The following is a 25,764-nucleotide window of genomic DNA, read 5'->3' on the forward strand; positions in this document are numbered from 1 at the left end:
TCATGCGTGGCGTCCTATGAAGGGCGCCACGCGGGCGGAGGGTTCACATGGCGGTTGGTGTATTCGATTCGGGTCTGGGCGGGCTGACCGTCCATCAGGCCATCGCCGCGCGCCTGCCCGACCTGCCGCTGGTCTATCTGGGCGACAATGCCCATGCGCCCTATGGCGTGCGGACGGCGGACGACATCTTCGACCTGACCTGCCGGGGGGTCGAACGGCTCTGGGCCGAGGGCTGCGATCTGGTGATCCTGGCCTGCAACACGGCCAGCGCCGCCGCGTTGAAGCGCATGCAGGAGACATGGCTGCCCGCCGACAAGCGCGTGCTGGGCGTCTTCGTCCCGATGATCGAGGCGCTGACCGAACGGGCCTGGGGCGACAATTCGCCGCCCCGTCGCGTGGCCGTGAACAACGTCGCGCTGTTCGCGACCCCCGCGACCGTCGCCAGCCGCGCCTTCCAGCGCGAGCTGGCCTTTCGCGCCGTGGGCGTCGACGTCGAGGCGCAGCCTTGCGGCGGCGTCGTCGATGCCATTGAAATGGGTGATGAAATCCTGGCCGAGGCCTTGGTGACCAGCCATGTCGAGGCACTGAAGCGCCGGATGCCCCACCCGGAGGCCGCGGTTCTGGGCTGCACGCATTACCCGCTGATGCAGGACGCGTTCCAGCGCGCGCTCGGGCCCGATGTCACGGTCTTCAGCCAGGCGGGGCTGGTCGCCGAGAGCTTGGCGGATTATCTGACCCGCAGGCCCGAATTCGTCGGGCCGGGCACGCAATCGCACTATCTGACCACGGGCGACCCGGACCGCGTCTCGGGCAAGGCGACGCAGTTCATGCGGCGCCCGATCCGGTTCGCCGCCGCCTGAACCAGAGGAGGGCCCCATGGCCGGCATGAAATCCCTGAAGAAGCAGCGCCGCATCCAGGTCCTGGCGGCCGGGGCGCTGGCGCTGGTCGTGGCGGTGGGGCTGATCGGCTATGGCTTCAGCGACGGCATCAACCTCTATCGCTCGCCCAGCCAGGTTAGCGAGGCGGCGCCCGAACCGGACGAGTTCTTCCAGCTGGGCGGCCTGGTCAAGGAAGGCTCGATCCGCAACCTCGAAGGGGTGGCCTTCGATTTCGTCATCACCGACGGCGCGGCCGAGATCCCGGTGACCTATGTCGGCGGATCGCCGCGTCCGGACCTGTTCGGCGAAGGCCAGGGCACCATCGCCAAGGGCTGGTATCGCGACGGCCGCTTCGAGGCGCGCGAGATCCTGGCCAAGCATGACGAGACCTACATGCCGCGCGAGGTGGTCGAGACGCTGAAGGCCACCGGCCACTACCAAGACCCCAACGGCTGACGCAACGCGCGCAGGGTTAACGGCGCGTTAAAGGCTGCGGTCCAGCATTCCCCGTCACGGCCGCATCCCGGCCGCAGCAGCCATCGGGGGAACCATGCACAGCGTCGAACGGATTGCGCGCGAGATCGTCGCGCGCGAAGGGGGGTTCGTCAACGATCCCGACGATCCCGGCGGGGCCACCAATCACGGGGTCACCATCGGCACCCTGCGCAGCCTGGGAATGGACGTAAACCGCGACGGGCGCATCGACGCGGCCGATGTCCGCGCCCTGACCCGCGCCCAGGCCGAACAGATCTTCGTCGAACATTACTTTCGCCGCCCGCGCCTGGCCGAACTGCCGGAACCGGTGCAGGCCAGCGTCTTCGACATGTATGTCAATGCGGGCGCCAACGCGGTCAAGATCCTGCAGCGGCTGATCACGCGGATGGGCTTTCCCGCGACCGATGACGGGGTGATTGGCCCGCGCACCATCGCCGCCGCCCGTGACGCGGCCGAGGCCGCGCCGCGCCACCTGGCCGATGCCTATGGGATCGCGCGGCGCAACTACTATTATGCGCTGGCCGATCAGCGCCCCGCCAGCCGCAAGTTCGCCCGCACCAAGGCCGGCGGCAAGGGCGGCTGGATCACCCGGGCCGAGGAATTCATCGCCCCGCATTACCACCTGAGCGCCGCCGAACACCGTGCGAGGACCGCCAAATGGGCATGATCGGACGCATCCTGGGGGTCGCCCCCACCGTCACCGCCCTGGGCCAGGCCGCCACCGGCATGGCCGAGGTCTTCACCCAGAACGCCACCCGCCGGATGGAGCTGGACGAGGAGGCCTATGCCCGCGCCATCGGCCAGCACGGCCAGGAATTCATGATCCCCCGGCAGGGCTGGTTCGACGGGTTCGTGAACGGGCTGAACCGCCTGCCGCGTCCGCTGCTGGCCTTGGGGACGATGGGGCTGTTCATCTATGCCATGGTCGAGCCCGCGGGCTTCGGGCTGCGCATGGACGGGCTGCAGCGGGTGCCCGAGCCGCTCTGGTGGCTGCTGGGGGCGATCGTGGGGTTCTATTTCGGCGCGCGCGAGGCGCATCACTTCCGCCACCGCGTCTGGCCCGCCCGCATCACCGAGGAGACGACCATCGTCCCTGGCACCGCTCCGGCGCCCGCCGCGCCGACCGTCCGGCCCGACGATGCCTTCGCCGACAATGCCGCCCTGCGGGACTGGGCGGCCACGCTGCGCGATTAGGCCGCAGCCCGGCACGCGAAACTGAACCGATGGGCCGAAGGGAGGGGTTTCCCCGCCTTCGGCCCGTCCTTATGCTGGCGCCTCAACGGAGGTTGCCCGCAGATGATCGCTGAAATAGGCCATTTCGCCCTGATCCTCGCCTTCATGGTGTCGATCTATCAGATGACCGTGCCCATGGTCGGTGCCGCCAAGGGCTGGTACGGCTGGATGGACAGCGCCCGACCGGCGGCGCTGGCGCAGCTGCTGCTGATGGCGGTCAGCTTCGCGGCGCTGACCATCGCCTTCGTCACCTCGGATTTCTCGGTCCAGCTGGTCTATTCCAATTCCCATACCAGCAAGCCGCTGATCTACAAGATCAGCGGTGTCTGGGGGAATCACGAGGGCAGCATGCTGCTCTGGGTGCTGATCCTGGCGCTGTTCGGGGCGGCGGCGGCGCTGTTCGGGGGCAATCTGCCGCCCAGCCTGCAGGCGCGGGTGCTGGCGGTGCAGGCCTCGGTCAGCGCGGCCTTCTACGCCTTCATCATCTTCACCTCGAACCCGTTCTGGCGCATGGGCAACCCGCCCTTCGACGGGCGCGACCTGAACCCGCTGCTGCAGGATCCGGGCCTGGCCTTCCATCCGCCGTTCCTCTACCTGGGCTATGTGGGCCTTTCGATGGCCTTCAGCTTTGCCGTCGCCGCCCTGATCGAGGGGCGGGTGGACGCGGCCTGGGCGCGGTGGGTGCGGCCCTGGACCCTGGCGGCCTGGGTGTTTCTGACCATCGGCATCGCGCTCGGGTCCTGGTGGGCCTATTACGAGCTGGGCTGGGGCGGCTTCTGGTTCTGGGACCCGGTGGAGAATGCCAGCTTCATGCCTTGGCTGCTGGCCGCGGCGCTGCTGCATTCTGCCATCGTCGTCGAAAAGCGCGAGGCGCTGAAAAGCTGGACAATCCTGCTGGCGATCATGGCCTTCGGCTTTTCGCTGATCGGGACCTTCATTGTGCGTTCGGGGCTGATCACATCGGTCCACAGCTTTGCCAACGATCCCGAACGCGGCATCTTCATCCTGGCGATCCTGGTCTTCTTCACCGGCGGCGCGCTGACGCTCTATGCCTTCCGCGCGGCCGAGATGACGGCCAAGGGCGTCTTCGCGCCCGTGTCCCGCGAAGGGGCGCTGGTCCTGAACAACGTGCTGCTGGCCGTGTCCTGCTTCGTCGTCTTCATCGGCACGATGTGGCCGCTGATCGCCGAGATGGTCTGGGGCCGCGTGCTGTCGGTGGGGCCGCCCTTCTTCAACCAGGCCTTCACGCCCTTCATGATCGTGTTGGCGCTGGCGCTGCCCTTGGGGTCCATCATGCCGTGGAAACGCGCCAAGCTGGGCCGCACCCTGCGCCCGCTGCGCGGCGCGCTGGTGCTGACGGCGGCGGTGATGGTGCTGGTCTTCGCGGTCTCGACCGGCAATAGCGGGCTGGCGGTGATCGGGGCGGGGCTGGGATCCTGGTTGATCTTCGGCGCGCTGTCCGAGCTGTGGCTGCGGACCGGCAATTCCGGGCCCGCGCGCCTGCTGCGCCTGCCGCGGGCCGATTGGGGCAAGGCCGTGGCCCATGCGGGGCTGGGGGTCACCTTCATCGCGGTGGCGCTGATCCAGGCCTGGCAGGTCGAGGACGTGCGCGTCGCCCAGATCGACGAGCCGTTCCGCGTCGGCAGCTATGACCTGGTGCTGCGCTCGGTCGATCGGGTGGACGGGCCGAACTACTTTTCGCAGATGGCGCAGATCGAGGCGACCCGCGACGGCCGCCCGGTCGCCATGCTGAACCCCGAAAAGCGGGTCTATCCGGTGCAGAACATGCCCACGACCGAGGCCTCGATCAATTACGGGTTCTGGCGCGATCTCTATACCGTGCTGGGGGATGAACAGCCCAACGGGGGCTGGGCGGTGCGCACCTATGTCAAGCCCTTCGCCAACTGGATCTGGGCGGGGTCGATCCTGATGGCGCTTGGCGGGCTGATCAGCCTGACCGACCGGCGATACCGGGTGGCGGCGGGCGCGGCCCGCGCCCCGCGCCGCGACGATGCGGTGCCGGCCGAATGACCCGGCTGGCACGCGTCGCGCTGATCCTGGCTCTGATCGCCCCGCCCGCCTGGTCCGTCCAGCCCGACGAGGTCCTGGCGGATGCGGGCCTCGAATCCCGCGCGCGCGAGATCTCGCAGAAGCTGCGCTGCCCGGTCTGCCAGGGCGAGAATATCGACGAATCCAACGCGCCCATCAGCCGCGACCTGCGGCTCTATGTGCGCGAGCGTCTGGTGGCGGGCGACAGCGACCGCGAGGTGGTCGAGGCCGTGGCCGACCGTTTCGGGGAATTCGTGCTGTTCGAGCCGCCGGCCCGCGGGGCGAACCTGATCCTGTGGTGGGCGGGGCCGCTGATGGCGCTGGTCGCGCTGATCACCGCGGGGCTGTTTCTGCGCAACCGCAACCGCCCGGCCCCCGCTGTCGAGGACCTGTCCGAGGATGAGCGCCGCCGCCTGGCCGAGATCATGCGCGACGGCTGACGCGGGGTCGCGCTTTTCCCCGGGGCGTTTTCCTGCATGATCCGGCCCTAGAGCCAAGGGAGGATTGCATGGATTTCGAGACCATCCAGTTTCAGGTCGAGGATGGCGTCGCCACGCTGACGCTGAACCGTCCGGCGGTGATGAACGCCCTGAACAGCCGCATGCGGGCCGAGATCACCGAGGCGCTGACCACCTTGGCGCCCGAGGTGCGGGCGGTCGTCCTGACCGGGGCGGGGCGGGGCTTTTGTTCGGGCCAGGACCTGACCGACCGCGCCGCCGCCGCCAATCTGGAGGCGACGCTGCGCGACGAATACGAACCCATGCTGGCCGCCGTCACGACCTGCCCGGTGCCGGTGATCGCGGCGGTGAACGGGGTCGCGGCGGGGGCGGGGGCAAACCTGGCCTTGGCCGCCGATGTGGTGATCGCCACCGAAAGCGCCAGCTTCATCCAGGCCTTCACCCGGATCGGGCTGATCCCGGATGCGGGCGGCACCTGGATCCTGCCCCGCGCCGTGGGCCATGCCCGCGCCATGGGGATGATGCTGTTCGCCGAACCCGTCCCGGCGCGACAGGCCGCCGATTGGGGCCTGATCTGGCAGGCCGTCCCGGATGCCGACTTCGAAGGCGTCATCCGCGACCGCGCCCGTGTCTTGGCGCAGGGCCCGACCGGAGCCTTTCTGTCGATCCGCGAGGCCTTGGCCGCCGCCACCGCCAACGACCTTTCCGCGCAACTGGAACTGGAGGCCCGCCTGCAGGGTCAGGCCGGGCGCAGCGCCGATTTCGTCGAGGGCGTCACCGCCTTTCTGGAAAAGCGCCGCCCCGTCTTTCGCGGCGCCTGACCCTCAGGCGATCTGGCGAAAGACCGGCGACGGCCCGCGATTGTCGAAGAAGGGCACCGTCGCGGGCTTGGGCAGCGGATGGTCGCGCGGCGTGTCGCGGATCATCTGCGCCAGCTCGGCCAGCACGACCTCGGTGATGAAGGGCAGATCCAGCGACCGCGCCTGATCCAGGGCCACCCATCGCAGATGGGACAGCTCGTCGCAGGCGGCGCTGAAATCGTCGGGATCGCCGGTGATGTCGGCGGCATCGGCCAGAAAGAAATGCGCGTCGAACCGGCGCGGCCGGCCCGGCGGGGTGATCGCGCGGAACAGGTAGGTCAGCGCGCCCGCATCGGGCGCCAGCCCCGCGCCGCGATGGCCGGGCCAGCCTTCGGGGGCGGAGCCTGGGCGGCCGATCAGCAGGCCCGTCTCCTCGGCCAATTCGCGCAGCGCGGCGGCGGCGATGGTGTCGGGCGGCAGGCCCGCATCCGACAGGCGCTGGCGGCAGGCGGCGGCCAGCGGGCGGGCCAGCCGGACATCGCCGTCCTCCGGATCGACGGCGCCGCCGGGAAAGACGAATTTCGACGGCATGAAGACCGCCGAGGCGCCGCGCATGCCCATCAGGACCGCCGGGCCGTCGCCGTCGCGGCGGATGACCAGAATGGTGGCCGCGGGGCGGACCTCGGTCACGCGCCGACGCCGCTGCTGGACCGGCCGCCGAAGCCATGCATCCGCCGCGCCCATTGCAGGCCGACCATGCCCCCCTTGATGACCGGCAGCATCGCCAGCGACATCACGATCGCCCCGATCCCGAAGGCCAGGATCATCGTCATCGCGCTTGGCCGCCACAGCATGAACGAGGCCAGCAGGATCGGCGCCCCCAGATGCGACACGATCAGGATGGTCAGATAGGCCGGCCCGTCATCGGCGCGTTGATGATGCAGCGCCTCGCCGCAATCGGGGCAGTCGTCGGCGACCTTCAGATAGCGGCTGAAGAGCCGCCCCTGGCCGCAGGCCGGGCAGCGGCCGCGCGCGCCGCGCAGCATGGCCTGGCCGGTGGGTCGTTCGGTCTGGGTGGCGGGCATTGCGGTCATGACCTGTCCTCTGCGCGGCTGTCACCCTGACAGTAAGGCATTCGGGCGGCGGCTGGAAAGGGGCCCCTATGCCGCACGGTCGGGGCAATCGGCGACGACGCAGTTGCGCCCCGCCGATTTCGCCGCCAGCAGGGCGCGGTCCGCCCGTTCGACCGCGATGCGGGCCAGATGGTCGGGCCAGATATCCTCGCCCGGCAGGATGCAGGCCACCCCGACCGAGGCGGTGACCCGGATCGCCCCGCCCCCCGACAGGGCCGGCAGCGCAACCCGGCGGGCCTGGACGCAGCGGCGCAGGCGTTCGGCCAGGTGACGCGCCGCATCGGGCGGGCAGTCGTCTATCACGGCCATGAACTCCTCGCCGCCCATGCGGGCCAGGATGCCCGCGCCGCCGATGCAGTCCTGCAGGCGCTGCGCGATCTCGGCCAGGACCGCGTCGCCGGCCGTGTGGCCGTGGGAATCGTTGACCGTCTTGAAATGATCGAGGTCGATGGCGAAGACCGCAAAGGCCCGCCGGTCCCCCGCCGCGCGTTGGGCGATGTCGCGCAGCCGCGGCAGCGCATAGCGGCGGTTGTGCAGCCCGGTCAGCGGATCGGTCATCGCCCAGAGCATCTGCTGCTGCATGTCGGCGCGGCGCTGGTCGGACCGCGACTTGCGCGACAGCAGCACCTTGAGCGACATGGCGGCGGCCTGGGCCGCGGCCTCGCTGCCCAGGGTCTCGGGGATGACCTCGCCCGCGCCCAGATCCAGCGCGATGGCCGACAGCTCGGCCCGGTCGGGGGCGATCGCGATGACGAAGCCCGCATCGCGCGACCCTTGGCGCGACCGCAGTTCCGACAGCAGCCGCAGCCCGTCGCCGCGCCCCCGGATATCGGCCGAGATGACATAGAGATCCGCCGTCCGCCCCTTGGTCGCCGCCGCCAGCGCCTCGTCCGCGTCGCGGATCTCGAACCGGCAGGACATCCGGCCGGACAGCATCTGGCGCCAGCGCTGCGCGCGGCCCGGATTGTCGGCCACCAGCGCGATCAGCGGGCTGGCCGCATGGGTGAAGCCCGCCGCCTGTTCGGCCATGCCGGCCTGTTTCTCGGGCAGGTCCGAATCGCGCAGGATGTTGCGGATGCGCGCCATCAGCATCTGGTCGTCCACATCCGGCTCCAGCGTGGCCGTCGCGCCGGCCTGCAGCGCGGCCAGCCGGTGATCGATGTCGACCAACATGATCACGGGAATTTCCGCACTTATCTGATCGCGCGTGATCTGACGGCACAAATCAACTGCTTCCATGTCAGGCAAACCGCCCCCGATAACGATGATCTCGGGGGGGGCATCGTGAAACTGGCCAAAGACTTCTGCAGCCGAAGATACTGCGACCACATCATAGCACGCAGCCGCGAGCCGCACCTTGAGTGTGATGCGCGTTGACGCGATACCTTCTGCAAGCACAATGCGCGCAGTCATGGGTCCATCCAGAAAATCGAGAGAATCCGAGTTTAACTGTAGCCTCAAATGCTTAATAAAGAGTTTTTTGGCCTCTGCGCCTTACGAAAATGCGACAGGAGAGGGCATCATGGGGTTTTCCGCCGATCGGGCATCGGATCTGGCCATGCGGATCCTTCTGGAGATGGCCGAGCGCCCCGAGGATGTGGCGGGTTTCCTGGGCACATCGGGACTGCAGGCCTCGGAGTTGCGCAACCTGGCGCAGCGGCCCGACATCGCCTTGTTCCTGCTGGATTTCATCGCCGAGGATGACGACCGGATCCTGCGCTTTTCCGCGGCGCTCGGGCTGCGTCCCCAGGACATCATGGCGGCGCGCACCGCGCTGTCGGGACCGGGCAGCTATGGCTGGGCGGCCGACTAGCGGATTTTCGCCGCGAATTTCCGTTTTCTTTACGACCAGGGACTAGTCTGACCTTCGAATCGAGGTGGACATGAACGGTCTGGTCAATCGCGCGATCGAGGAATTCCTGCGATCGACATATGGGGATGCGCTGGTCGCGGCCGTGGTGGATGACGCGATCGCGGCGGACAGCCTGCTGTCGGGGTCGGGAACGACCTTCGGCACCGAGGCGCTGGATCGCGCCGCCTTCCGGCTGGCCAAGCCGCGATCCGAGATGTTCGAGGATCTGGGCGCCTGGATGACCCGGGTCGAGCCGATCCGGCGGCTGCTGCGCTTCTCGGGGCGGGATTTCCGCGACTTCCTGCTGCGGCTGGACGAATTGCCGGGCCGCGCGCATCTGGTCCTGCCGCGGCTGGTCCTGCCCAGGCTGCAGGTCGAGGCGGAGGGACAGGCGGTCTGGCTGCAGTTCCCCGAACCCGACGAGGTCTGGCAGAACCTGCTGGTCGGCCTGATCCGCGGCATGGCCGACGATTACGGCGCGCTGTCGCTGATCTCGGTCGAGGACGGGATGATCCGCATCGACATCTGGGACGAGCGCTTCGCCGAGGGGCGGCTGTTCACGCTGGACGCCCAGGCCCAGCCCGGGGTGCCGCTGTGATGCCCGAGGCGCGGCTGGACCCGCGGGCGTTGCAGGACCTGCTGCCCATGCATCTGTGGCTGGACGATGCGGGGCGCGTCCTGTCGGTGGGACGGACGCTGGCCAAGCTGGTCCCGGGCGTGGCGGGGGATGCGGGCGGCGCACCCGACCGGCATCTGGCCCAGCATCTGGCCTGCGCGCGGCCGGGGCAGGGGCCCTGTTCGCTGGCCGCGATCCGGGCGGCGGTGGACCGGCATCTGCGCCTGTTCCTGCGTGTGGTGGCCACGCCGGATGTCGTGCTGCGCGGCCACGGGGTGCGGATGGGCGACGGCACGATGCTGGTCAATCTGGGCTTCGGGATCGGGCTGCACCGCGCGATCCGCGCGGCGGATCTGACCGATGACGACTTCGCCCCCTCCGAGCTGGCGATGGAGCTGCTGTTCCTGCACGAGGCCAATCGCGCCGTCCTGACCGAGCTGTCGCGCTTCAACGACCAGCTGGCCCAATCGCGCGAGGTCGCGCTGCAGCAAGCGCAAACCGATCCGCTGACCGGCCTCTTCAACCGCCGCGGGCTGGAGATCGCGCTGGACCGGGCGCTGCGCAGCCCCATGGACCGCCCCGAGACCTGCCCGCTGCCTTTTGCGCTGATCCATCTGGACCTCGATCATTTCAAGCAGGTGAATGACAGCCTGGGCCACCAAGCGGGCGACGACCTGCTGCGGGCCGTGGGGGCGGTCCTGCGGTCCCAGATCCGCAAGGCGGACACGGCCGCGCGCATCGGTGGCGACGAATTCGTCATGATCGTCAAGGGCATGACCTCGCGCGCGGGGTTGGAGCAGCTGACGCAGCGCATCATCCGGGCGGTGGGCGACCTCTCTCCGCCCGAACTGGGGGTGCTGAAGGTCTCGGCCAGCCTCGGGGTGGTGATCTGGGCCCCCGGCGGCACGACGGACCCGATCGCGCTGCTGGCCTTGGCGGATGCCGAGCTTTACCGGGCGAAGGAGGCCGGGCGCGGCTGCGCGCGGATCGCCTGACCGAAAAGATCGCCGGTCTGTCGCGCAAGCGACAACCCGCCGCATCCCCCGCGCTAGGGTTGGGATGCCGACCGAGGGTGTGTTCACGGTTTCCGTTTAGTGTTTCATGCACCCTCGGTCTGCCCCCTCGCGATGGCGGGGCGGGCCGGTTTTTTGTCTGTCATATGGAAATGTCGACGCTATAGTCGGAACAGGACCAAGGGCGGATGGGACGATGGACGGCCAGATCCAACAGGCAGAGGCGGCACCCGCGCGGCGTTCTGCGCAGGCGACCGATTGGCTGGGCGTGCTGCAGCGCACCCGCCCGGCGCTGCTGCGGGGCATGACGGATCAGGCGATGGCCGCGATGCTGTCCGAGGCCCGCATCCAGCAATTCCGCAAGCCCCTGACCCTGCTGCGTCAGGGCGAGCCCGCCGAATGGGGATATCTGATCCTGCGCGGCCGGATCGAGGTCAGCTATATCGACATCAACGGCAACCGCGTCCTGGCCCATCTGGCCCAGCCCGGCGAGGTTCTGGGCGAGGTCGAGCAGTTCTCGGGCCGGACCTGCGCGGCCAACTGCACGACCCTGCGCGACACGACGGTGATGCTGTTCGATGCGGGGCTGATCCTGCGATACCTGCCCGCGGACCTGCTGATGCGGAACTTCGCGGGGATATTCCACGACCGCCTGACGCGCGACAACCGCCAGCATTCCGTGGCGATGTTCTATGATGCCGAGGACCGCATCCGCATCCACCTGCTGTCCATGACAACCCCCGACACGCCCGAGGTCGCGCTGAGCCAGGCCGATCTGGCCGGATTCGCGGGCTGTTCGCGCCAGACCGTGAACAAGACCCTGTCGCAGCTGCGCGCCGATGGCGTGGTCGAGATGGGGCGCGGCGCCATCCGCATCCTGGACCGCGACCGCCTGCAGGCCGCCCGCCCGGGGGGCGAGCAGATCTTGCTGGACGAGGCCGCGACCGGCCCGCATATGCCGAAGGTGTGACCGCAGCCCGCGCATCGGGGGCTGAGAACGGGCGCCATTTGCGCTATCTGAGCCCGGACCCCTGACCGGAGCCCGCATGTCGCATTCCCCCGACCCCGCCGCCGTTCCCGACGCATCGCAGGCCCCGCGCCCCGGACCGAGCCACCCAGCCCCGACCCGCGTCAAGCGGACCTGCCCACGGGCCGCGCGGCGACCGCTATGCGCGCGAGCTGGAACGGCACCTGGACTGGCTGGACAGCTTCACCTCGACCGCGCTTGGCGTGCTGTCGGCGGCATCGGGGATCTACACCTATCTGGGCGTGCGCACGCTGCTGGACGATCCGGGCCTGTGGACGACCTTCGCGGCGCTGGCCTATTCGATCGCCGTCTCGGTGGGGATCTTCGTCTTCTGGTCCTATCTGCTGCGGCTGCTGCCGGCGGTGCGCTCGGCGGCCTCTCGGATCGGGCTGATGCTGACCATGGTGCTGGGCTCGCTGGCGATCATCGCCATGTCCTCATGGCTGAACGCCGCCGCCTTGGCCGGGGGCGCGGCGGTCGAGACGCATATGGCGACCACGGTCCAGAACTATCAGACCTCGCTGGAACGCGCCCATGCCAATGCGGTGGCCGGACAGTCGCTGTCGCGCGACGTGGCCCGCGTCCGCCAGAGCTTTGCCGACCTGTCCGAACAGGAGGCCGGCGGCACGCTGTCGGGCTTTTCCGGCCGCGGCGCGGTGTTCCGCGTGCTGATCCAGAAACAGGCCGAGCTGCAGGCGCTGGAGGATCAGCTGACCGGCGTCGACGCCCCGATCGACCAGACCTTCGCGCAAGGCAACGCGATCCTGTCGCGGATGCGCGGCATCTCGGTCGAGCCGGGGCCGCTGCAGGACCGCACCGTGCGCTTTTCCAGCGACGCGGTCGAGCTGGCGGGCCTGATCACCCAGCTGCGCCAGCTGAACCCCGCGCCTTTGGTCAGCCGTGCGGCGCAGGACCTGTCGGATGCGGTGATCCTGCCCGAGCTGGACGGCGCCACCGCCGCGACCCGGGCGGGCCAGACATCCACCATCAACGCGGTGCTGGGCCTGGTGCAACAGCGCGCCCAGACCCTGGACCGCGCCGCGGCCGAGGTCATGGCCCTGCCGGACCCGGACGAGGCGCTCTATACCCCGCTTTCGGCGGCGGATGCGGTCATCACCTATGCGCGCAACTTCGTGCCGGCCTGGGCGGGGGCGATCTCGATCGACCTGCTGCCGGCGGTGCTGGTCTTCATCATCATGGTGGTCCAGGCCGCGATCCGCGCCGGGCGCGGCGAGGGGCACAGCGACGACCGCATGACCGTGGGCGAGCTGCGCGCCGCGCTGATCGCATCCGACATGCTGCGCCAGGCCGAACAGGGCGCGTCGCCGCGCGACGGCAGGGGCTGAGCCGGTGCGGCTGCTCTCCTCTCCGCAGCGGGCGATCCGGGCGGTGCTGCTGTCGCAGGTGCTGATGGCGGGGCTGATCGTGGGCCTGGACCTGTGGCGCGCCCCGGGATCGGCGGCGCCGGGCCTCTATGCCCCGCCCGCCCAAGGGCCGAACGTGCGCCCCTATCGCCCCGACCTGCGCCCCGCCGACCCCGCACGGCCCGGCGCCCCCGCCATGCGCCAGATGCCCGAGCGCCTGCAATTCGATGTCGAGGATGACCGCATCCGCATCATCGGCCAGATCGCGCCGGGCGATGCGGACCGTTTCGTCGAATGGCTGGACCGGGCGCGTCCGGTCGCGGTGCAGGTGGCGCTGGACAGCTCCGGCGGGTCGGTCTCGGACGCGGTGGCGATCGGGCGGACGATCCGCGGCGCGGCCCTGACCACGCGGGTCGAGGACGGGGCCGTCTGCCTGTCGGCCTGCCCCTATATCCTGGCCGGCGGCACCGAGCGCCGGGTCGAGACCGGCGGCGTGGTCGGCGTGCACCAGCATTATTTCGGCCAGAACACCTTTCTGCCGGCCTTCATGGCGGTCAGCGACCTGCAGCGCGCGCAGGCGGGGGTGATGGAATACCTGGTCCAGATGGGGGTCGATCTGCGCCTGATGACTCACGCCCTGCGCACACCCCCCGCCGAGATCAATGTGCTGGAGCCCGACCTGATGGCCGAGCTGCGCCTGACCACCACGGCCGAGGGGTGACGACTTACTGCTAGTTGTTCAGTCCCGGCATCTGTTGGATCGGATTTGGGATGAATCTGTCTGGCTCAGATGTCCAGATCTTGCGGATGTATTCGTAGGGTGTGAGCCCTCCAAGGGTCTTGAGCCGGCGGGCGAAATTGTAAGCGGCCATGAAGTCGGCGAGGTGAGTGCGGAGCTGGTCGTGATCGTCGTAATGGAAGCGTTTAACGGTCGCGTCCTTGATCGTTCGGTTCATTCGCTCGACCCGGTCGTTGGTCCACGGGTGGTTTGGCTTGGTGAGACGATGTTCGATACCGCTCGACCATTGTCCTCGGACCAATGGCGGACAAGGTCTCGCCCTTGCAGATCATGTCGAAGCGCATGGGCCGAGAATAAACGGTGTTGCGGTTCCGGGGGCTGCTCGGCGAACTGAATGCTCCTCGCCATCGGGCTTGAACCGGTGGCGCCGCAATGGCTCATCGCTGCAGACACCGATGGAGCGCTGAGCGTGTCACGTGCGGGATGGATGGCTGCAGGGCATAGAGGCGTTCTGCGCTACAAACGATCCCCCGGATCGTTTGCTTCACGCTTGAACTCCCGCGGCAGCAGCGTGTGCCGTCGGAAAGCGACGATGGTCGCCTCCTCAGCCTCGGTCAGGATCGTCGAGCGCGGTTCTCTCGGCCCGGTCTTGAGGTCCTCGACCGTCTGGCGCTTGCGCCATTTCGCAACCGTCTTCGGGTTGATCCCCAGATCCCGGCTCAACGTCGCAAGCGAAGCTTGCGATCGTTCGGGCCAAGCCCTCGGACCGATGGCGAGCCGGCCCTCATTATTGCAGCTCTGACGGCGTGCGTGCTCATGGCGCTCCCGTGACGAACCTGGCCCATAATGCTTCCTTCCATTCCTGAAAAAGGGTCGCACCATCAAACCGTGGGATCAAACAACTAGGGGCGGGCCTTGGCCGCTCTGCGACCGCGTCTTCTGCTCATGCTGCGAGCAGCTTCGGCAGTCTGGCGAGATTTCCGGCGGCAAGCGCCATTATGAAGCTCGCTCTTACGCGCTCGATGCCGCGGTAGGCAGTCTGGGCGGCGCCTGCGATGGTTTTGGCCCAGCCAAAAGCCTCTTCGATCCGTTTGCGGTGCCTGAGGGACAGGGCGTAGCCCTTGCGCCTGATGGTGCGCCCGTCGATTGCTGAATGACACGATTTTTGTGCGATATGTGGGGTGATGCAGGCCTGCCGCAGATCGACGACGAACTGTGCCGCGTCATATCCCTTGTCGGCGCCGAGCGTCAGCCGTCGGGTCGAGCCCGGGGAGTGACGGTTGATCATATCCATTGCCGCCTGGCGTTCAGCACGGTCAGTCGCGCGGATCAGATCCGCCTGGACGATGAAATCATTGCGGTTTTCCATCACAGCATGACCGATGAAGCACAGTGCTGCCCCGGTGCCAGGCGCTTTCTTGCAGAGCCGCGCGTCCGGATCGGTCGTAGAGGCATGGGTCGCATTCGAGCGCTTCTCGCCCCTGAGGTCGACTTCGGCATTGCGGTGGCCGGGTCTGGTGCGGGGCATCGGTTCGGTCTCTGGCAGGGTGGGTTGGTCATCGGCGGCAGCGTCAAGGGCAGGTGGCTCGCCCTGATCATCGTCGCCCTGCATGCCCTCGGTCTTTGGCCGGAAACTCTTCATCGACGCCCAAGCCTGGACCAAAGTGCCATCGACCAAGAGCCAAAGGACCGCGCAGCGAAATGATCATCCGACAAAAGCGGCGCCACCTCGCGATGCGCCAGAATGGCAGACATCGCTTTGCGCGACATCTCGCAGTTCAGAAGCCGATCACGGTTCTTGGAGAAGACGGTGGGGACCCATACGGCGTCGTCGATCCCGAGGCCCCCAAACCAACGGAACAGCAGGTTGTAGCGCATCTGCTCCATCAGCTGACGCTCGGACCGGATCGAGACCAGGATCTGGATCAGACTGGCCCGGATCAGCCGCTCCGGCGCGATCGAGGGGCGGCCAAAGTCGACGTAAACCGCGCTGAAATCCGCATCCAGGCTCGCCAGGGCGTCATTCACCACCTGCCAGATCTTCCGCAGCGGGTGATGCGTAGGGATTCGGTCCTCCAGATCGACATAGCTGAACAGCGAACTGGACCTGCACCGGCTGGCGTCGGTGGCGGCCATTCGGTCGGCCGATTGCTTGGCCCGGCGCTCAAGCTGTTCGCTGGCGCGGCGATGGAATTGGTTCGCGCGGTTCAGGTCGCGCTCCCATTTGGCAACCTGGGCTTCGATTTTGACCAGCATTCCGGTCTGTTCGAGAGTCATTCTAATACTCTTTCACTATTGAAGGATCGTCAGGCCCAGAACGTCCGGGCTGTCGTATCGGGATTTGGTGTCATGGGCGGTCACGGCCCGGCTGACGGCCATCGCAGAGGCGACAGCGGCATCAATGCGGCTGGCCGTGCGCGCCTTGTGCATGCGGACAAGACCCCTGGTCGGGTTGCGGCTCGTGACGACATTCTCAAAGTGATGGCGCAACACCGAGTCGCCGTTGTGGCGAACCAGCTTGCCGGTGACGATCCGTTCAAGATCACCAGCGGCCACGCCCATGGTCAGCGGTCGCTGGGGAAAGGCAAAGACGGGCAGACCATCATCATGCAGATGCTGCATGGTGACGCGCGCAAGGTGCGGGTCAAAGGCGATCTCATGCACGTCATAGCGGGCGCATAGGTCGCGGACATGATCGGCCACCATGTCATTGTCGATGATCGGGCCGGGGCAGACCGTGATCAGGTCATCGTCGCGCCAGCGTTCATAGGGTGCGCCGTCACGATCACCACGCAGGCGCAGTTCGTCACCAGGAACGAACACCCGCGACCGAAGGGTGATCTGACCATCATCATGCCGGAACGCGATGCTGACGGCGGTCAGGTCGCCCGACACGGACATGTCCACGCCGACATAGGCAGGCAGTGCCTCCAGATCGGCCTCGTCATCGTCAAGCTGACGGCTGTCATAGGTCAGCAGATCGAACAGCGGGTCGCGGCTGTTCGCCTGCCAGATGTTCAGGTTGAATTGCTTGAAGCTGGCAAGTTCGGCGGGATTGCCCTCGGCCTCTTTCGCCAGCGCGCGCAAGCCGGACATGGACGGGAAGCCGAAGGACAGGCCGGGGTTTGCCTTGAACCATGTCGCCTCATTCTGCCAGTCGTCATCCGGCTCGGCCATGAACAAGACCGGCAGAAACTCGGGGTTGCTAACCTCGCCTGTGGCAACGCGCCGGGCATAGGCGAAGAGGTCGGCGGCTAGTCCTTCGGCACCACGCCCGGCGGTCGTCGCGATCACCATCAGCGTGTCGTCGGTCTTGGCCTGACCGCTTTTGATCGCTTTCCACAGGTCGCGACCCCGCCAGGCGTGGACCTCATCAATCAGGGTGAAGCTGGGTGTCAGGCCGTGCGCGGCACCGCCATCGCTGGCAAGTGCGGTCAGGGTCGATCCGTTCTTGGGGAAGGTGATCTGCTTCTTGCTGTTGAAGGCGTCGCGGATCGTCACCGCGTTCAACAGACGCTTATCCTCGCGGATGATGTTGGCGGCCTCGCGAAAACCGATGCTGGCCTGAAAGATCACCTGACCGGCGGGCCGGGTCTCTGGCCCGAACAGGTGCAAGAGTGACAGGGCAGCGGCCAGAGAGGTTTTTCGGTTCCCCCTGGGCAGCATCAGGAACACCGTCTTGACGATCCGGCTGCCGTCCGGGTGGCGCGGGCCATAGATGCGCCGAACGATCCTTTCCTGCCACGGGTGAAGCTGAAAGGCGCGCGGGTGGGTGATGACGTTCGGGCCGGGCGCGTGGTTGGTGTTATCTGCGTTCGGATGGCGCAGGCGGCGCAGAAACGTCACCGCACGATCACCATGCCCCAGAGGGTCATGGATGGTGCTGGCGTCGCTGATCCAGGCGGGGAAGGTGCTGGCGGTCATCAGCGCACCGCAAGCGGGTTGTCGTCGTCATCATCCGGTGCTGCGGTCCCAAGTCGGGCACGGCTGACCGGATCAAGCCCTAGACTCCAGACCCATTGATCTTACGGTCTTTGCATGATTCAGGCTCCTCAAGGAGACCTGATCGATGAGTGATCTTTACTGGCTGAGCGACGCCCAAATGGAGCGTCTGAAACCGTTCTTTCCCAAGAGCCATGGCAAGCCCCGGGTCGATGATCGTCGCGTCCTCAGCGGCATAATTTTCATCAATCGTAATGGGTTGCGGTGGTGTGACGCGCCGAAGGAATACGGCCCGGCCAAAACCCTCTACAACCGCTGGAAGCGCTGGAGCGATAACGGGGTTTTTGCCCGGATCATGGTCGGCCTTGCCGCCGAGAGCGCCGAGCACAAGACGATCATGATTGACGCGACCTATCTCAAGGCACACCGCACGGCCTCGAGCCTTGGGGTGAAAAAGGGGGGCGCGGGCGCCAGATCGGGCGCACCAAAGGCGGTATGAACACCAAGTTGCACGCTGTCGCCGATGCGAAGGGGCGGCCGATCGGGTTCTTCATGTCGGCCGGCCAGGTTAGCGATTACACCGGCGCGGCGGCGCTGCTGGGCAGCCTGCCGAAGGCTGAGTGGCTTCTGGCCGACAGGGGCTACGACGCTGATTGGTTCAGAGACGCTTTGAAAGACAAGGGGATAAAGGTTTGCATCCCCGGACGGAGGTCCCGCAAGAAGGTCGTCAAATACGACAAGCGGCGTTACAAAAGGCGTAACCGCATCGAAATCATGTTCGGACGTCTGAAGGACTGGAGGCGCGTCGCAACCCGTTATGACCGCTGCCCGGAAACGTTCTTCTCAGCGATCATGCTCGCCGCAACCGTCTTGTTCTGGCTGTGAAACTTAATGAGTCTGGAGTCTAGGGTGCCTGACTGCACGGCCTTTGTCATCGTTCGCCAGTTCGGCGCGGTAGTGGGCTTTAGCGGCGGTCGAGAGGGAAGGGCGGTTCGCCGCGACGGCCTCTTGCGCTTGCTCCAGGATCGCGTGGAAGCGGTTCAGGACGACCAGCGCTTTGCGCTCGGCCTCCTTCTTGTCACCGCCCAGGGGGGCGACCAGTTCGCGCATCCCAAGCACGTCACGCAACTCGGTCGGCACGGTCATGCGCGCGACCCACTTTCCACGGACGTGTTGGACGTGTTTCATGATTTTGCCGAACCCCGTTTTGTAGCAGGTTTTGTAGCTGACGGGCCTGTAAAACAAGGCTTTTCAGCAATATCATGAACATGTGGGATGTATGGCGGAGAGGGTGGGATTCGAACCCACGGAACCCTTGCAGGCTCAACGGTTTTCGAGACCGCCCCGTTCGACCACTCCGGCACCTCTCCGCGCTTTTTTCGGTGTGGTTGCGCGGAATTAGACGGGTGGGGGTTGAAGCGCAAGGGGGTTTGACCGAAAAAATCCCGACGCATCGAAATTTTCCCGAAAGGCCGCGGCATGCTGATGATCATTGGGCTGATGGGGGCCTTGGCCTGCGCCCCCGCGCAGGGGCGGGGGCCCGACACTATGACCCTTGTCCAAGCCGAGGCGCCGGTGGAGGAGCGGCTGTGGGACCTGCTGCAGCTCTCGGAGCTGATGCCGGTCCTGCGCGAGGAATCGCTGCGCGAGGCGCGGCGCATGGAGGCCGAGGGGCTGATCGAGGGTGCCGGCCCGCCCTGGTCCGATACGGTTGCCCGGATCCATGAACCGGCACGGATGCGGGCCCTATTCCTGGATGGCGTCCGACCCGCGCTGGAGCGGGCCGAGCCCGGGCTGCTGGCGCAGGCGATGGCGTTTCACGCATCCCCCTTGGGCCAGCGCGTGCTGCGGCTGGAGACCTCGGCCCGGCTGGCCATGCTGGACGAGGATCTGGATGCCGATGCCCGCGCTACCGCCTTTCTGACGCGCGACACGCCGCGGGGCCGCCAGATCGCCGATCTGATCCGGGCGGCGGACCTGATCGGGCCCAATGTCGCGGGGGGGATGAACGCCGTCATCGGCTTTTCGCGCGGTTTCGCCGAAGGCGGCGGCTATGCCATGCCGCCCGACCCGCGCGAGATCGTCGCCGATGCCTGGGCGCAGCGCGACCAGATCGAGGCCGAGACGACGGAATGGCTGCATGCCTTCCTGACCCTGGCCTACGGCCCGCTGAGCGATGAGGAGCTGCGCGCCTATACCGAGTTCGCGGCTTCGGCCGAGGGGCGGCTGCTGTCGCGCCTGCTGTTTTCGGGCTTTGACGCCCTGTTCGGCCAGACCGCCTTTGACATGGGCCTGGCCGCCGCCCTGCGGGTCGAGGGGCAGCAGCTGTGATCACCGTGGTCGGCCTGCTGGCCATGCCGCCGATGCTGGAGGCCTTGGGGCTGGAGGGGCGGCCCGTGACGCTGGCGGGGCGGCTGACGGGCGGCGGCCTCTGGGGCGTGGATCGCAACAGCTGGCCCGCGATTGGTCCGGGTGGCGCGCTGGCGGGCGTCGAGGTTCAGGGCAATGCGTCGCTCGCGCGCTATGCGCAGGTGATGGATCTGCGGCCGGTGGACTGGCAGGGGCGGCAGGTCCTGGGCGTGGCGGGGCAGGGTACCACGGAAGCGGCCCGCCCCGATCCCGACCTGGCCGCCGAGATCGCGCGCCAGATCATCGACGCGGGGGATCACCCGGCGGAACATCTTGCATGGCGGCTGCCAATGATCGGCATCTGGGCGGCCTCGCGGCTGCGGGCACAGGGGCGGTGCCATTCGGGCGGCGATGTCGTGGCCCGGCGCGCGGGGGACGCGGTCCGCGTGATCGACCGCCGCCCGCGCTTTGCGGGCTATTTCGCGGTCGAGGAACGCCGTCTGACCCATGCTCTGCATCGGGGCGGCCACAGCGCCCCCATGACGCGCGAGGCCTTCCTGATGGGCGATGCCGCGGTCCTTCTGCCTTGGGACCCGCGGCGCGACCGGGTGCTGGTGATCGAACAGTTCCGCTTTGCCCCCGCCATGCGGGGCGATCCCCAGCCTTGGCTGCTGGAACCCATCGCCGGGCGCGTCGATGCGGGCGAGACGCCCGAGGCCGCCATCGCGCGCGAGGCCCGCGAGGAGGCCGGGCTGGACCTGCGCCGCCTTATCCATGCCTTCGACGCCTATCCCAGCCCCGGCGCGGTCTGCGAATTCCTGTTCCACTATGTCGGCATCGCCGATCTGCCCGACGGGACGGCGGGCATCCACGGGCTGGACAGCGAATCCGAGGATATCCGCGGCCATCTGATGGACCGGGCGGATCTGTCGGCCATGGTCGCGGCGGGCCGGATCACCAATGGCCCGCTGATCGCGCTGTCGCTGTGGCTGGATGCGCGGGCGGCCGATCTGGGCGTGGAACCGGCGCCCGGCCCCGGCGGTTCCTGATGGCGGTGGGGTTGCCCCGCCAAGCGTGGGGCGTGTAGGTATTCGCGACAGACAAACCCCACAGGGATGGAAGGTCGATCGCCATGCGAATTTGTACTGATCTGGCCGACGCGATCGGCAATACCCCGTTGATCCGCCTGAACCGCGCCAGCGAGGAAACCGGCTGCGAGATCCTCGGCAAGGCCGAATTCATGAATCCCGGCCAGTCGGTCAAGGACCGCGCCGCGCTCTATATCATCAAGGACGCGGTGGCGCGCGGGTTGCTGAAGCCCGGCGGCACCATCGTCGAGGGCACGGCCGGCAATACCGGCATCGGGTTGGCGCTGGTCGGCGCCTCGATGGGCTTTCGCAGCGTCATCGTGATCCCGGAAACGCAGAGCCAGGAAAAGAAGGACATGCTGCGCCTGGCCGGCGCCACCTTGGTCGAGGTTCCGGCCGCGCCCTATCGCAATCCCAACAACTATGTCCGCTATTCCGGCCGCCTGGCCGAGGCCTTGGCGCGGACCGAACCCAATGGCGCGATCTGGGCCAACCAGTTCGACAACACGGCCAACCGTCAGGCCCATGTGGAGACCACCGGCCCCGAGATCTGGGACCAGACCGGCGGCAAGGTCGACGGCTTCATCTGCGCGGTGGGGTCGGGCGGCACGCTGGCGGGGGTGGCCGATGCGCTGCAGCCCAAGGGCGTCAAGATCGGCCTGGCCGACCCGGAGGGGGCGGCGCTGCATTCCTTCTATACGACCGGGGAATTCGACAGCCCCGGCTCCTCGATCACCGAAGGGATCGGCCAAGGGCGCATCACCGCCAATCTCGAAGGCTTCACCCCCGATTTCAGCTGGCGCATCCCTGATGCCGAGGCGCTGCCCATCGTCTTCGACCTGCTGAAGCACGAGGGTCTGTGCCTGGGCGGATCCTCGGGCATCAACGTCGCCGGTGCCATCCGCATGGCGCGCGAGATGGGCCCCGGCCACCGCATCGTCACGATCCTGTGCGACTATGGCACCCGGTACCAGACCAAGCTATTCAATCCGGAGTTTCTGCGGGCCAAGGGCCTGCCGGTTCCCGATTGGCTGACCAGGCAGGCGCCGGACCTGCCGAAGGTTTACGAAGACTGAAAGGTTTCATGCGACATCTGATTGCGACATTGCTCGTGGCGCTGCTGGCCCTGACGGCGGCGCCTGTCATGGCCCAGCAACAGCCCGCGGGCGGCCCGAACTACCAGACCTGGGAACTGGTCGCCGAACGCGCCGAGGCGCTGACCATCGACCCGCAGGCCACGAACGAGGCGCTGGCCCGCAACCGCGCCCGCATCGTCGACTGGCGCGACCAGTTCCAGGCCGGTCAGAACGTCAATGCCGAACGCATCGCCACGCTGCGCAACCAGATCGAGTCGCTCGGCCCCGCGCCCGCCGAGGGCGAGACCGAACCCGAGGAGATCGCCGATCGCCGTGCCGAGCTGAACCGCCAGCTGGCCGCGGCCCAGGCCCCGCGCCTGGCCGCGACCGAGGCCGCCAGCCGTGCCAGCGCCATCATCGGCCAGATCGACGAGATCATGCGCCAGCGCCAAGCGCTGGAGCTGGCCAAGCAGACGCCTTCGCCGCTGCTGCCCGGATCCTGGGCCGAGGCCACGAATGACGGCATCGCCCTGCTGCAGGGCGTGGCCAACGAGGTCTCGGGCCAGGACGCCACCCCCGAGACCTGGGCCGAACTGCGCCCGCGCCTGCCGCAGGTCGCCGCCTATCTGATCGTGGCGCTGCTGATCCTGACCTATGCGCGCACCTGGATCGAGAACCTGCCAAGCCGCCTGTCCCATCGCGCCACCGAACATACCAAGGCGGTGCTGGCCTTTGGCGTCTCGCTCGGCCAGATCGCGGTGCCGATGGCGGGGATCTATCTGGCGATCAGCGCGATCCAGGCCACGGGCCTGCCCGGTCCCTGGGCCACACCCTTCCTGAACGCGCTGCCGGTGGCGGCGGTGATCATCTTCGGCGGCCACTGGATGGCGACCGCGCTCTTCCCGCGCAAGGCCATCGCCTATACCTCGCTGCAGATGACCGAGGCCTCGCGCGTCTCGGCGGGGCGGATGGTGCGGGTGCTGGCGGTCATCATGGCCGTCCACCACATCCTGTCGCGCGCCATGCTGCCGCTGTCGGGCCTTTACGAACAGGGCGAGGCGCAGGTCGGCCGCGTGCCGGTCCAGTTCACCGACCCGTCGGCCGGGGTCTATCACCTGGTGCTGATCGTGCTGGCCGCGCTGGCGATGATGCGGCTTGGCAACATCCTGCGCCGCGTCACGCGCGAGGCGGTGACCCAGGACCTGTCCTATCGCGAATGGATCGTGTCCTGGGCGGGCGTGCTGACGCGTTTCCTGGGGCCGCTGGCGGTCGTCGTCACGGCGGTGGGCTATGTGAACCTGGGCAACCTGATGGTCTGGCCCTGGCTTTATTCGCTGGCGCTGGTGGGTCTGCTGATCCTGCTGCAGGACTTCATCGCGGATGTGTCCAACATGATCCAGCGCGGGGCCGAGGGCGCGCGCGACGGCCTTGCGCCGCTGCTGGTGGGCTTTGCGCTGGTCATCGCCTCGGTGCCGCTGTTCCTGATCATCTGGGGCGCCAGCACGACCGAGCTGTCGGAATACTGGCTGCGCTTCCGCCAAGGCATCAGCCTGGGCGGGGTGTCCCTGTCGCCCGGCGCGATCCTGACCTTCCTGATCATCTTCGCGATCGGCTATATGGTCACGCGCGGCGTGCAGGGGGCGTTCCGCAACTCGATCCTGCCCAAGACCCGGATCGATCCGGGCGGCCAGAACGCCATCGTGTCCGGGCTGGGCTATGTCGGGATCTTCCTGGCGGCGCTGATGGCGATCACCTCGGCGGGGATCGACCTGTCGGCATTCGCCATCGTCGCGGGTGCCCTGTCCGTCGGCATCGGTTTCGGCCTGCAGAACATCGTGTCGAACTTCGTCAGCGGGATCATCCTGCTGATCGAACGCCCGGTCAGCGTCGGCGACTGGATCAGCGCGGGCGGCCAACAGGGGATCGTCAAGAAGATCTCGGTCCGGTCCACCTTGGTCGAGACCTTCGACCGGACCGAAGTCGTGGTCCCCAACAGCGACCTCATCAGCCAGCCGGTCACCAACTGGACGCGCCACAACAAGATCGGGCGCATCATCATCCCGGTCGGCGTCGCCTATGGCAGCGACACGCGCAAGGTCGAACGCATCCTGCGCGAGGTGACCGAGGATCACCCCCTGATCGCCATCGACCCGCCGCCCGCCGTGCTGTTCCGCAGCCTGGGCGCGGACGCTCTGGATTTCGAGATCCGGGCGATCCTGGCGGATGTGGGCACGGGGCTGGGGGTCACCTCGGACCTGCTGCATGCGATCACCGCGCGTTTCGCGGATGAGGGGATCGAGATCCCTTTCGCGCAGCGCGACATCTGGCTGCGCAACCCCGAGGCGCTGCCGGGCCATTCCCAGCAACCCGCCGCGATGCGCGAAAAGGCATCGACCACCGAACGCCCCGACCCGCGCCTGCTGCGCGACGACGGGGACGGGGGCGTGGACCTGCCGGATGCGGCGGGCGAGGGCTCGATGCCCGACGCCTCGCACGAAGGCTAGGGGATCAGGCGGCGATCCGGGTCTCGTCCGGGTCGCCGCTGCCGTCATCGGGCAGGCCTTCGCGCGACAGCAGGATCGCCACCGGCCGCAGCCAGGGGATATGGGCGCAGACGATCATCAGCGCCACCATGATCGGCACGGCCAGGAACATGCCCGGCACCCCCCAGACCGCCCCCCAGAAGGCCAGCGACAGGATGATGCCGAAGCTGGACAGCCGCAGCGTCTGGCCCAGCAGCATCGGGTCCAGCACATTGCCGATGATGAACTGCACCGCCGTCAGAGACAGCCCGATCACCAAGGTCAGCGTCGTGTCCCCCGACAGCACGAAGACCAGGATCGTCGCGATGACCGTCGCCACGATCGACCCGACCGAGGGGATGAAATTGAAGATAAAGGTCAGGATCGCCACCGCCGCCGCCAGCTCCAGCCCGGCCAGTTGAAAGATCCCCCAGACCAGCGCCGAGGTCACCGCGCTGACCGCCGTCTTGACGACCAGATAGCGGTTCACCCGGTGCATGATCGAGGTGATGATCCGGCGCACCCGCGCGGCGCGGTCCGGATCCTCGGTCAGGCGTTCGATCTTGACGGGGAACCAGACCTGTTCGGCGAACATGAAGCCCACGAACAAAATGACCAGCACGCTGCCCGACAGGATGCCCGAGGCCTGGCCCGCCAGCGACCGGATCCAGCCAGTGATGTTGAAATTCGTCAGCGCGGTGATGATGCGTTCCTGCGCCTCGGGGCCCAGTCTTTCGGTCAGGGCGGGCAGGGCGGCCTGGGCGCGTTCGGCATAGGTGATGGCCAGGAACACGATCTCGTTCACCTGGGCCAGGATGGTGGTCGATATCCACATCAGCCCAAGCGCGATGCCGATCAGCGCCAGCGTCGTCGCCAGCCAGTTCGGCACCTTCAGCCGGGTCGAGATCGCATGGATCGCATCCGATGTCAGCGAGAACAGGATGATGGCGATGGCCAGCGCGATCAGGATGAACCGGGCCTGCACCAGCAGAAACAGCAGCAGTGAAAAGGCGATGATGCCCAGAAACCCGGTCTGCAACCGTTCCCGCAGCACCGTTTCATTCGATTGGTCCAAACCCGGTCCCCACGCCGAAAGGAAAAACCCGATCCCGCGGCGCGGGATCGGGAT

At 67.6% G+C, this 25,764-nt stretch carries 24 protein-coding genes, 1 tRNA gene and 2 pseudogenes; 18 read left to right on the forward strand and 9 right to left on the reverse strand.

Translation table 11 applies throughout. The annotated features are described in order from the left end of the window. Window positions 1-47 precede the first annotated feature (47 nt). The 7 genes from JHW48_RS08605 (at window position 48) to JHW48_RS08635 (ending at window position 5,935) form a co-directional block, all read left to right on the forward strand. A complete protein-coding gene (locus tag JHW48_RS08605; RefSeq protein WP_119885069.1) occupies window positions 48-860 on the forward strand; it encodes a glutamate racemase in 813 nt (270 codons plus the stop codon). A gap of 25 nt (window positions 861-885) precedes the next feature. Next, entirely contained in the window at window positions 886-1,335 is a 450-nt protein-coding gene (ccmE, locus tag JHW48_RS08610; RefSeq protein ID WP_119885118.1) for a cytochrome c maturation protein CcmE, read from the forward strand. A gap of 94 nt (window positions 1,336-1,429) precedes the next feature. Next, entirely contained in the window at window positions 1,430-2,041 is a 612-nt protein-coding gene (locus tag JHW48_RS08615) for a holin-associated N-acetylmuramidase (RefSeq protein ID WP_119885068.1), read from the forward strand. Beyond that, complete coding sequence (locus tag JHW48_RS08620) at window positions 2,032-2,568, forward strand: holin family protein (protein WP_119885067.1); 537 nt, start codon at window positions 2,032-2,034, stop codon at window positions 2,566-2,568. The genes JHW48_RS08615 and JHW48_RS08620 overlap by 10 nt, the downstream gene beginning before the upstream one ends. Window positions 2,569-2,670: 102 nt before the next feature. Continuing rightward, entirely contained in the window at window positions 2,671-4,638 is a 1,968-nt protein-coding gene (locus JHW48_RS08625; RefSeq protein WP_119885066.1) for a heme lyase CcmF/NrfE family subunit, read from the forward strand. Continuing rightward, window positions 4,635-5,096, forward strand: a complete 462-nt coding sequence (locus tag JHW48_RS08630; protein ID WP_119885065.1) for a cytochrome c-type biogenesis protein — start codon at window positions 4,635-4,637, stop codon at window positions 5,094-5,096. Before JHW48_RS08625 ends, JHW48_RS08630 begins: the two co-directional genes overlap by 4 nt. A gap of 68 nt (window positions 5,097-5,164) precedes the next feature. Further along, a complete protein-coding gene (locus tag JHW48_RS08635) occupies window positions 5,165-5,935 on the forward strand; it encodes an enoyl-CoA hydratase-related protein (protein WP_119885064.1) in 771 nt (256 codons plus the stop codon). A gap of 3 nt (window positions 5,936-5,938) precedes the next feature. Here the strand turns inward: JHW48_RS08635 and JHW48_RS08640 are convergent, their stop codons facing one another. The 3 genes from JHW48_RS08640 to JHW48_RS08650 form a co-directional block, all read right to left on the reverse strand. Continuing rightward, window positions 5,939-6,658, reverse strand: coding sequence for an NUDIX domain-containing protein (locus tag JHW48_RS08640; protein ID WP_119885063.1), 720 nt, complete (start codon window positions 6,656-6,658; stop codon window positions 5,939-5,941). Further along, window positions 6,601-7,008, reverse strand: a complete 408-nt coding sequence (locus JHW48_RS08645) for a DUF983 domain-containing protein (protein WP_119885062.1) — start codon at window positions 7,006-7,008, stop codon at window positions 6,601-6,603. The genes JHW48_RS08640 and JHW48_RS08645 overlap by 58 nt, the downstream gene beginning before the upstream one ends. A 66-nt stretch (window positions 7,009-7,074) precedes the next feature. Continuing rightward, on the reverse strand, window positions 7,075-8,460 hold the full coding sequence (locus JHW48_RS08650; protein WP_119885061.1) for a diguanylate cyclase domain-containing protein: 1,386 nt from the start codon (window positions 8,458-8,460) through the stop codon (window positions 7,075-7,077). A 109-nt stretch (window positions 8,461-8,569) separates the two neighbouring features. Here JHW48_RS08650 and JHW48_RS08655 point away from each other — a divergent pair, with 109 nt between their 5' ends. The 6 genes from JHW48_RS08655 to JHW48_RS08680 all read left to right on the forward strand — a co-directional run bounded on the left by JHW48_RS08655 (window position 8,570) and on the right by JHW48_RS08680 (window position 13,640). After that, window positions 8,570-8,860: a DUF3572 family protein gene (locus JHW48_RS08655; RefSeq protein WP_170152217.1), complete on the forward strand. Its 291-nt coding sequence runs from the start codon at window positions 8,570-8,572 to the stop codon at window positions 8,858-8,860. A 70-nt stretch (window positions 8,861-8,930) separates the two neighbouring features. Next, window positions 8,931-9,497, forward strand: a complete 567-nt coding sequence (locus tag JHW48_RS08660; protein ID WP_119885060.1) for a heme NO-binding domain-containing protein — start codon at window positions 8,931-8,933, stop codon at window positions 9,495-9,497. Next, window positions 9,497-10,510 carry a GGDEF domain-containing protein gene (locus JHW48_RS08665; protein WP_119885059.1) on the forward strand — a complete coding sequence of 338 codons (1,014 nt, stop codon included), beginning with the start codon at window positions 9,497-9,499 and terminating at the stop codon, window positions 10,508-10,510. Before JHW48_RS08660 ends, JHW48_RS08665 begins: the two co-directional genes overlap by 1 nt. A gap of 214 nt (window positions 10,511-10,724) precedes the next feature. Further along, window positions 10,725-11,498 (forward strand): Crp/Fnr family transcriptional regulator, encoded by a 774-nt coding sequence (locus JHW48_RS08670; protein ID WP_170152216.1) that lies wholly within the window; start codon window positions 10,725-10,727, stop codon window positions 11,496-11,498. 209 nt (window positions 11,499-11,707) lie between these two features. Then, window positions 11,708-12,901: a hypothetical protein gene (locus JHW48_RS08675; protein ID WP_272835852.1), complete on the forward strand. Its 1,194-nt coding sequence runs from the start codon at window positions 11,708-11,710 to the stop codon at window positions 12,899-12,901. Between the two features lie 4 nt (window positions 12,902-12,905). Then, window positions 12,906-13,640 (forward strand): COG3904 family protein, encoded by a 735-nt coding sequence (locus tag JHW48_RS08680; RefSeq protein ID WP_119887925.1) that lies wholly within the window; start codon window positions 12,906-12,908, stop codon window positions 13,638-13,640. Between the two features lie 10 nt (window positions 13,641-13,650). Here the strand turns inward: JHW48_RS08680 and JHW48_RS08685 are convergent. The 3 genes and pseudogenes from JHW48_RS08685 to JHW48_RS08695 form a co-directional block, all read right to left on the reverse strand. Beyond that, a pseudogene (locus tag JHW48_RS08685) lies at window positions 13,651-14,429 on the reverse strand (integrase core domain-containing protein). A gap of 172 nt (window positions 14,430-14,601) precedes the next feature. After that, a pseudogene (locus JHW48_RS08690) lies at window positions 14,602-15,794 on the reverse strand (IS5 family transposase). A 156-nt stretch (window positions 15,795-15,950) separates the two neighbouring features. Continuing rightward, window positions 15,951-17,582, reverse strand: coding sequence for a terminase large subunit (locus tag JHW48_RS08695; protein WP_119885485.1), 1,632 nt, complete (start codon window positions 17,580-17,582; stop codon window positions 15,951-15,953). 145 nt (window positions 17,583-17,727) lie between these two features. On the opposite strand from JHW48_RS08695, the gene JHW48_RS08700 reads away from it, so the two are divergent. Next, window positions 17,728-18,485, forward strand: a protein-coding gene (locus JHW48_RS08700; RefSeq protein WP_119885484.1) for an IS5-like element ISPaes2 family transposase whose coding sequence is annotated in 2 segments (ribosomal slippage) — window positions 17,728-18,052 and window positions 18,052-18,485 — 759 coding nt in all. Because the reading frame shifts where the segments join, the coding sequence is not laid out codon by codon here. Window positions 18,486-18,488: 3 nt separating this feature from the next. Here JHW48_RS08700 and JHW48_RS08705 read toward each other — a convergent pair. After that, the gene (locus JHW48_RS08705; RefSeq protein WP_336390877.1) at window positions 18,489-18,788 is read right to left on the reverse strand and encodes a DUF6538 domain-containing protein; all 300 of its coding nucleotides are present in this window, start codon (window positions 18,786-18,788) and stop codon (window positions 18,489-18,491) included. A 92-nt stretch (window positions 18,789-18,880) separates the two neighbouring features. Beyond that, a tRNA-Ser gene (locus JHW48_RS08710) sits at window positions 18,881-18,970 on the reverse strand. Window positions 18,971-19,079: 109 nt separating this feature from the next. Between JHW48_RS08710 and JHW48_RS08715 the strand changes: the two genes are divergently transcribed. The 4 genes from JHW48_RS08715 to JHW48_RS08730 all read left to right on the forward strand — a co-directional run bounded on the left by JHW48_RS08715 (window position 19,080) and on the right by JHW48_RS08730 (window position 24,617). Next, a complete protein-coding gene (locus tag JHW48_RS08715) occupies window positions 19,080-19,931 on the forward strand; it encodes a hypothetical protein (protein ID WP_119885482.1) in 852 nt (283 codons plus the stop codon). Further along, window positions 19,928-20,998 (forward strand): NUDIX domain-containing protein, encoded by a 1,071-nt coding sequence (locus JHW48_RS08720; protein ID WP_119885481.1) that lies wholly within the window; start codon window positions 19,928-19,930, stop codon window positions 20,996-20,998. Before JHW48_RS08715 ends, JHW48_RS08720 begins: the two co-directional genes overlap by 4 nt. 83 nt (window positions 20,999-21,081) lie before the next feature. Further along, a complete protein-coding gene (locus tag JHW48_RS08725) occupies window positions 21,082-22,113 on the forward strand; it encodes a cysteine synthase A (RefSeq protein WP_119885480.1) in 1,032 nt (343 codons plus the stop codon). A gap of 8 nt (window positions 22,114-22,121) precedes the next feature. Next, on the forward strand, window positions 22,122-24,617 hold the full coding sequence (locus tag JHW48_RS08730) for a DUF3772 domain-containing protein (protein WP_119885479.1): 2,496 nt from the start codon (window positions 22,122-22,124) through the stop codon (window positions 24,615-24,617). A gap of 4 nt (window positions 24,618-24,621) precedes the next feature. On the opposite strand, the gene JHW48_RS08735 is transcribed toward JHW48_RS08730, so the two are convergent. After that, a complete protein-coding gene (locus JHW48_RS08735; protein ID WP_240637744.1) occupies window positions 24,622-25,710 on the reverse strand; it encodes an AI-2E family transporter in 1,089 nt (362 codons plus the stop codon). Between the last annotated feature and the right edge of the window lie 54 nt (window positions 25,711-25,764).

It is taken from the genome of Paracoccus aestuarii (assembly GCF_028553885.1).
GTDB lineage: Bacteria > Pseudomonadota > Alphaproteobacteria > Rhodobacterales > Rhodobacteraceae > Paracoccus > Paracoccus aestuarii.

Coding starts and splice junctions, on each gene's coding strand:
- JHW48_RS08615 (WP_119885068.1), top strand. CDS start 1,430: ATGCACAGCGTCGAACGGATTGCGCGCGAGATCGTCGCGCGCGAAGGG.
- JHW48_RS08605 (WP_119885069.1), top strand. CDS start 48: ATGGCGGTTGGTGTATTCGATTCGGGTCTGGGCGGGCTGACCGTCCAT.
- JHW48_RS08730 (WP_119885479.1), top strand. CDS start 22,122: ATGCGACATCTGATTGCGACATTGCTCGTGGCGCTGCTGGCCCTGACG.
- JHW48_RS08630 (WP_119885065.1), top strand. CDS start 4,635: ATGACCCGGCTGGCACGCGTCGCGCTGATCCTGGCTCTGATCGCCCCG.
- JHW48_RS08670 (WP_170152216.1), top strand. CDS start 10,725: ATGGACGGCCAGATCCAACAGGCAGAGGCGGCACCCGCGCGGCGTTCT.
- JHW48_RS08635 (WP_119885064.1), top strand. CDS start 5,165: ATGGATTTCGAGACCATCCAGTTTCAGGTCGAGGATGGCGTCGCCACG.
- JHW48_RS08655 (WP_170152217.1), top strand. CDS start 8,570: ATGGGGTTTTCCGCCGATCGGGCATCGGATCTGGCCATGCGGATCCTT.
- JHW48_RS08725 (WP_119885480.1), top strand. CDS start 21,082: ATGCGAATTTGTACTGATCTGGCCGACGCGATCGGCAATACCCCGTTG.
- JHW48_RS08695 (WP_119885485.1), bottom strand. CDS start 17,582: ATGACCGCCAGCACCTTCCCCGCCTGGATCAGCGACGCCAGCACCATC.
- JHW48_RS08625 (WP_119885066.1), top strand. CDS start 2,671: ATGATCGCTGAAATAGGCCATTTCGCCCTGATCCTCGCCTTCATGGTG.
- JHW48_RS08650 (WP_119885061.1), bottom strand. CDS start 8,460: ATGACTGCGCGCATTGTGCTTGCAGAAGGTATCGCGTCAACGCGCATC.
- JHW48_RS08665 (WP_119885059.1), top strand. CDS start 9,497: ATGCCCGAGGCGCGGCTGGACCCGCGGGCGTTGCAGGACCTGCTGCCC.
- JHW48_RS08705 (WP_336390877.1), bottom strand. CDS start 18,788: ATGAAACACGTCCAACACGTCCGTGGAAAGTGGGTCGCGCGCATGACC.
- JHW48_RS08715 (WP_119885482.1), top strand. CDS start 19,080: ATGCTGATGATCATTGGGCTGATGGGGGCCTTGGCCTGCGCCCCCGCG.
- JHW48_RS08660 (WP_119885060.1), top strand. CDS start 8,931: ATGAACGGTCTGGTCAATCGCGCGATCGAGGAATTCCTGCGATCGACA.
- JHW48_RS08640 (WP_119885063.1), bottom strand. CDS start 6,658: ATGGGCGCGGCGGATGCATGGCTTCGGCGGCCGGTCCAGCAGCGGCGT.
- JHW48_RS08620 (WP_119885067.1), top strand. CDS start 2,032: ATGGGCATGATCGGACGCATCCTGGGGGTCGCCCCCACCGTCACCGCC.
- ccmE (WP_119885118.1), top strand. CDS start 886: ATGAAATCCCTGAAGAAGCAGCGCCGCATCCAGGTCCTGGCGGCCGGG.
- JHW48_RS08645 (WP_119885062.1), bottom strand. CDS start 7,008: ATGACCGCAATGCCCGCCACCCAGACCGAACGACCCACCGGCCAGGCC.